The organism is Massilia sp. (genome assembly GCF_031995545.1).
GTDB lineage: Bacteria > Pseudomonadota > Gammaproteobacteria > Burkholderiales > Burkholderiaceae_D > Telluria.
This window is the reverse complement of sequence record NZ_DAMAGA010000003.1, coordinates 287,278-293,744: the sequence shown is the minus strand read 5'-3', so window position 1 is coordinate 293,744 and position 6,467 is coordinate 287,278. Positions and strand designations below refer to the sequence as shown.

Below are 6,467 nucleotides of genomic sequence, written 5' to 3'. Positions count from 1 at the left end.
TACACGCGCACCCAGGTCGGTGCTGCGTTGTAAGGAATCCTGATGGTGACGTTTCTGGCGTCATTGCTGGCCGTGGTCTGGACTGCCGTCGCTGCTGCAGCTTGCGACATGAGCAGTGGGCTGGACACGAGACCTGCGCACAGCAGCATGGCGCTGAGCGGACGACGGGCGAAGGAAGCGGAGAGTTTTTGAGCTTGGAACATTTGAACTATCACTTTTCAAAAAAATTACAAAAGCCGGGCGCGAGGAATCCCTTCCGCCGTTGCGATGCAAAGGCAGGGATCAACCGCAGAATTCAGGGCGAAACGATCCCGATGCCGTTCGCATGGGCGAAGGGCAGGACGATCCGCAGGACTTACAAAAGGAACTGACTTGAAGTCATTCAGGTCAGCTGCTGGCGGGGATGAGGCGGCGGGAAGCCGCTACGGTGAATGATCGACGAATCAGACAGAAACATCTCTTCACTGCAAGGCACAACAAAGATCACAAACAAGAACCCCTCCCAAGGATTTCTCCATTGGCTAAGATAAATTGCGTTCTGTCATACAAACTCCTCGATTTCCAGATGACGCAGCTTTGGAGCTTTCTTCCCGTAATTAAGTTCCGCAGAAAAATTATTTATTTCAGAGAACTCGGTCGGCTTAAAAGTTTCCCAAAGACACGTTTAGTATTTTCGGATCCTGAATTTACGATAAGGTCTTTGATTTTTGTCATAGAACTCACCGAAAATTTCGGATAAAGGAGCACGTTGGAGCAACATTCCAAGCGGTTAGTTCCTCAAATAAAAAAATATTTTTCCTTAGAGAAAATGAAACGTTGCAATAACAGTTCCGCTCGTTACAGTGCGTTAATACTTAATATCAATTGCATGTGACATACTCCCGCGCGCGCATCGCGCGAGAGAAATTGCTTATAGGCAGCTAGTAACATTGGGAATGGATTGGAGGCAATGACCGCATGAGGGCAGTCATCGCAAAGCACTAGAAGCGTGAGACCGCAGTTGAATGCGAGTCCGCTCAGGCGGGTAGTGGAATACGCGAGGTGGAATTGACACACCCCGGTCGCGGCCCTGACACGAGCGCCCACCTACCGGCAGGTATGGATGCACCGTTCAGGGTTCACCACAGTGGGATGGCAGGTGGAGAACGAAGACGGCAAACAGTGCAGCGGCGCACTACCCTGCACGCCGGTGACGCTACTGCGGTTTCCCGGACACGCCGGAGGCAACCACGCTGTTGGCCCGCGCCGGGGCCGTGGAATGCGGCGGGCCGACGAACACCTCTTCCCACATGCGCGAAATCTTGTTCATCGAAAACCGCTCCCTGGCTTCGACGGCGCGCGCGGCGAATGCCATCCTCGACGGCTCATCGCGCATCAGCCTGCCCAGCGCGGCTTCCATGGCGCCGCTGTCGCCAGGCGTGACCAGCATGCCGTCCACGCCGTTGCGGATGATGTCCCTGGGTCCGGTGTCGCAATCGAAGCTGACCGCGGGCAAACCATAGGCCATCGCCTCCACCAGCGTGTTGGGAAATCCCTCGAAGTGCGAACTCATCGCGTATAGGGCCGCGCGCCGGTACCAGTCGCCGACATTGCCCACCGAACCGGGCAGGAACACACGCCCCTCCAGCCCCGCCGTGCGCACCTGCGCCACCAGCGCCGCGCGCAGCGGCCCGTCGCCGAGGATGACCAGATCCCAATCCGGGTTGTGCGGCGCCAGCCGGCAAAAGACGTCGATCAGCATCGAGAAATTCTTCTCCACGCTCAGGCGCCCGACGCCGAGCAGGATGCGGCGGCCGGCGCCGCACACGCCGCCCGGATCGACGTGCGGTGTGTGGTTCGGCAGGGGCCAGGCGACCGGATTCGGAATCACCAGGATCTTGCGTGCCAGCGAATGCGCGGCCAGCCAGCCGGCGCATTCCTGGGTCAGGGCCGCGACCGCATCCAGCCGGCCATAGGCATGGCGGCGCAGGGTTTCCCAGATGATGCCCATCGGCGCCTTGGGCGGAAAATTGTGCTCGGAGCCGACCGTGCGCAGGCCGGGCATGCCGCGCGCCGCCAGCGCCAGCACCACATTGGCGGTGTGCATCGCCGACAGGGCCACCTCCGGCCTGACCTGCCGCAACGCGCGGCGCAAGGCGTGCACCCGGCGCGCGGTGCGCCAGAATCCCGCCAGCAGGTTGCGGCGGCCGCCGGCCAGGTCGAGCGCGATGCGCGCTACCCGTGGGTCGAGCGCATAGAAGTCGCGCGCCTGCGCCGCCACCGTCACCACCGTGACCTCCCAGCCGATCGACACCCAGTAACTGGCCAGGTTCGCGACCACCCGCTCGGCGCCGCCGTTTTCGAGAGAATGAATATAGATCAGCAATCGCATATCGCTTGTGCTTCCTTCTGCAGGACGCGGCCGGCCCGGCATCCGCGTCGGTGGTTGGTACCGCAGTGCGTGCGGGCCGCCGCTTCAGCGCGGCGCGACCCGGAATCCCGCGGCCAGGCCGTGCATGTCTTCCAGCCGCGCCAGGTTGCGGTCGACGATCACCGCTCCCGGCGCGGTCGTCACCGACGCGTTCGAGATGATGTTGCCGGTGAACCTGCCGCTGACCGATCCATGCAAGGCGATGCGGTCCCACACCCGCGTGGTGCGCGGCTGGACGCCGTCGATTTCATGGTCGAACACGAACAGGTCGCGCGCCGCTTCGGCGTTCAGGACATTCACGGTGGCATCGATGTCGCGCATGGCGCCTTCCTTCTCCGGTCCCTGGTGGTAGAAATGCACGCAGCCGGCGTGGATGCACTCGCCCGACACCGCCACCCTCACCCGCACGTCTTCCACATTGCCCATGCTGGCCCCGCCGGACACCAGCGCCACCAGCCCGTTACTGCCCGGCCAGTTGGCGGTGCTGTGGACCGCGGCCACGATCCGGGCCTTCTTCAATGAATACGCGATGAACGCACGCCGCACGTTGTGGCAGACCAGATCGACGTCGACGTTTTCCCTGATGAAGCTGGCGCCGACGCCGTAATACGCATACCGCACTTCGCCCTGCACGCTGATATCGGAAAGGTAGTTGCGGCCGGCGGCATTGTTATGGGACGCCAGCAGCCCGACCACACGCTCGGCATAGCAGTCGACCATGCGGAAGCCACGGCTAGCGCGGTCGGCCTGGATGCCGGCGCAGTACATGCCGCGCCAGTCGAACCAGGGACTGAATCCGTGGTCGACGAAACTCGCGCCGGCAATCGTGATGTTGCGAAAATTGAAGAAGTAAAAAAAATGGGGCATCACGTTCGCCGTGGTGGTCGCCGTGAACGTCGCGCCATACGCCGAGATCGCGACATCGCGCAGGTCGCGGCACAGGATGATGTTGGCCGCGTCGCCGACACTGCCAAAATCATAGGTGCCCGCCGGCACCAGCAAGGTGCCGCCGCCGGCCCTGGCCAGCGCGGCGAAGGCACGCTCGAACGAGCGCACCAACTGGGGCGGCGCAGCGCCCGGCTTGCCGCCGTAGTCGGCCAGACTGACCCTGGTGGCCGGCACCGCGGCATTGCCGTTGCTGCCGGCCCGGCCGCGCCTGCTGATCCTGACCGGCGCCTCGTCGAGCAGGCTCGGCAGCGACACGGCAACGCCGCCGCACAGGCCGCGCATCAGGAAGGTGCGCCGCGGCGCGCTGGTCCGGACTGTCCTGTTCATGCACATGCATCCGGCTACTTCGCGATCTTGTTCTTGAGCAGATAGAACAGCTTGAACGCATAGCCGGCCCAGGTGGCCTGCTTGTGCCGATGCAGGGTTGCCTTCAGCTTGCCGACACCGCCGGTGACGGCGGACGCGACTACCTGGTCCAGGTTGCGAAGCATCCCGACGCGCGAGCGGTAGATGGTCAGCTCATCCATCTGGAGCGGCACACCGAGCATCCGCTTCTTGAAATCGAAGACACCGCCGCCGAGATAGAACTTCCTGCTGCCGCGCGCGATGCTTTCGCGGATCGTCTGGTGGACACATAGTTTTCCCAATCCATATTTTTCATACTTGGGGTCATAGCCGGTGACGTCGCCGAACACGCTGTCGCCGACACGATAGTTGATCGACCCGGCACAGATGCGGCCATCGATCAGGAACACGTTGATGAATCCGCACAGCTTCACCAAAGCGACGATGCGTTCGGCATCATGGGCAAACTTGATGCCTTTCGATGTGATCTTCTCTTCGCTGAATCGAATGATGTCGCGGACGTATTGTTCTTTAGCGTCATCATTCACGAAGAAAACGGATTCGAACGTTTTAAAATCCCTGACCACATTGTTCATTTGATGCCTGAGCCCGGTACGGGTCGATTTTCCAATGCTGGCGGTATACTCGTCCGGCGTCGACGGCAGCGTGATGAGATAAGTCGACTTCGACGCATGCTGCTGGGTCGGAAAAGCGAATCCATCCAGATCGGTTTTCACGGCCTTGAAAGTGATGACATCGATTCCTGCGAAGCGGGTGAAGATATGCCGTGCAAAGCGGTCGAGTTCGGTTTGATCGAGTTCGATCATTTCATTCAAAACATGTAACTGGTGGCGCTGGCAGGAAAACAGCAGCACCGTCGGCGGCTGTCCAATGCGTCGGGCAACATAACAGCTCACATGCGCCAGTGACCGGAATATCCGGAAGAACGCCAGTGAAGAATGCAGGGTTTGATAGGACCTGATCAATTCCTTCTCGATGAAAGAAGGAATCTCATACATATAGCAGGTTACCGCCCCTTCCCCAACCTGCATCATTTCATGGGTATGCATGTTCTGGTTCCTGTTCGCATCTCGATATCCCGCCCTGGTCCGCCGCGTTGCCGCCCGATCCGGTCAAGGCGCTTGTTCCGTAAAACCGCACATGCTCATCAGACGGCGCATGCGACCATCGACCGTCCCGCGATGGTGGACACTTACACTGCTCGCGCGTTGCCGCAGGTCGCACACGATCTGCAGCACGAAATCCCTCGCCGGTTCCAGGTCCTGCACATCGCGATGGATATACAGATCGGAGAGAACGATGGCGTCCCCCGGCTTCTGCTCCTGATTCCCCGGCCCTGGATCCGGGACCAGCGCTTGAGCCCAACAACACATCTGCAATTTCCCGTTCTGCACCAGACTGAATACATCGCTGGACCGCTCCATTCTCTGCATCGCCCGATTCAGAAAATCGCGATACCTGATCGCCGAGCCGGATGCGTCATATCGCATGATGTCCTGCACGCTGTTTTTCGATATCGCCATATTCGTACCCGACGACGCAGGCACCCCGCCGCCATATTCGAATGCGACGACACGCGAACGAAAACGGCGATTCCATTGTGCACACAATGCTTTCATGCCGTACGTGGCGGGGTCTTTCGATTTCTGGAGGAATGCCGACACATCGGACAGGCGATAACCCGCAGCCTGCAATCTGCCTTTGAATAATCGGCTTGCGTTGAATATCGCCTCGTGCAGCCAGCGTCGTCCGGCATCGCGATACACCGTCAACTCGAATACTTCATCGTGCCCGCTGGCGAAATATTCCTTGTAACGGTCGCCCCCTGGTGTCAGGTCGAGCGCGGGAATATGTTCGTCGGCAAGATGCACGCCCAGCATCGCCAGCAGCAGATTGCCGGGAGAATGGGCTGCGAGTGCCGGATGGTGGGTGTTGATTCCCAAATGCACCGCGCGTCCCTGGCTCAATAATCCGAGATGGGCGGCGGCGATCGCATCGCCGACCCTGAGTACTGTCGCATGCAGCAAGCCGTTGCGGTGCAGCGCCAGATAAAACGGTTTCTTCGACGCGTCGCTGGAAAACGGCATGCTGCGGTACAGCGCAGCTTGCCTGAAATCGTATTGCATGCAGACTTCATCGAAACAGCCGGCGAAGCGCTCGTATCCGACGACCCGCTCGAATTTCACCTCGCCTATCCGTCCCAGGCGGTTATAGTTCTGGCGATGATTCTTCTTGTTGCGTTGCCGCGCCATGGCGGCCGCGTCGATGTGCATCAGCGGCCGGCGGTGACGCCGCAATGCGGCCACCCCGCCGAATCGATCGGGATCTGCCAACGCACCGAGGGCGATCCCGGGCGGCAGATAGCGCAGGCACAGATCGGCCAATGGAAACGCCGCCCGGATCTGCCCGATCGCCGCGGCGACGAAGCCGTCATCGGCGCCGGGCGGCAGCAGCCATCCCTGGTATTCGGCCTGCTGATCGCCGGCGCCGCACAGCTGGCGTGCACCCGGGCGCAAGGCCAGCGTCAGCAGTCCGGACAGCGCACCATCGGCGGCCTGCGCCAGGACCACCACCGGCACATGGCGCGTGCCATAAAAGCGGTACCAGGTCAGGACGAAATCGGGATGCTGGCAAGCCGTGGCCCAGGGGCAGCGCGCATGCAGCCCCTTCCACTGCGCTTGGAAGGCGTCGGCATTGACGCGTTCCAGCGCGTCCTGTCCCGTCAGCAGCTGCACGCGCATGC

Annotated in this window: 5 protein-coding genes; all 5 read right to left on the bottom strand. The window is 60.9% G+C overall.

The window, feature by feature from the left end; all coding sequences use genetic code 11:
* Positions 1-203 (bottom strand): hypothetical protein (locus RTQ83_RS04785; protein WP_312511566.1); only part of this gene is annotated, 203 nt, incomplete at its 3' end.
* Positions 204-1,195: 992 nt separating this feature from the next.
* Entirely contained in the window at positions 1,196-2,371 is a 1,176-nt protein-coding gene (locus tag RTQ83_RS04780) for a glycosyltransferase family 4 protein (RefSeq protein ID WP_312511564.1), read from the bottom strand.
* Between the two features lie 84 nt (positions 2,372-2,455).
* Positions 2,456-3,685 carry a hypothetical protein gene (locus RTQ83_RS04775; RefSeq protein ID WP_312511563.1) on the bottom strand — a complete coding sequence of 410 codons (1,230 nt, stop codon included), beginning with the start codon at positions 3,683-3,685 and terminating at the stop codon, positions 2,456-2,458.
* Between the two features lie 14 nt (positions 3,686-3,699).
* Complete coding sequence (locus RTQ83_RS04770; RefSeq protein ID WP_312511562.1) at positions 3,700-4,773, bottom strand: GNAT family N-acetyltransferase; 1,074 nt, start codon at positions 4,771-4,773, stop codon at positions 3,700-3,702.
* 63 nt (positions 4,774-4,836) lie between these two features.
* Entirely contained in the window at positions 4,837-6,465 is a 1,629-nt protein-coding gene (locus tag RTQ83_RS04765) for a GNAT family N-acetyltransferase (protein WP_312511561.1), read from the bottom strand.
* Between the last annotated feature and the right edge of the window lie 2 nt (positions 6,466-6,467).

Coding starts and splice junctions, on each gene's coding strand:
- RTQ83_RS04780 (WP_312511564.1), bottom strand. CDS start 2,371: ATGCGATTGCTGATCTATATTCATTCTCTCGAAAACGGCGGCGCCGAG.
- RTQ83_RS04775 (WP_312511563.1), bottom strand. CDS start 3,685: ATGAACAGGACAGTCCGGACCAGCGCGCCGCGGCGCACCTTCCTGATG.
- RTQ83_RS04765 (WP_312511561.1), bottom strand. CDS start 6,465: ATGCGCGTGCAGCTGCTGACGGGACAGGACGCGCTGGAACGCGTCAAT.
- RTQ83_RS04770 (WP_312511562.1), bottom strand. CDS start 4,773: ATGCATACCCATGAAATGATGCAGGTTGGGGAAGGGGCGGTAACCTGC.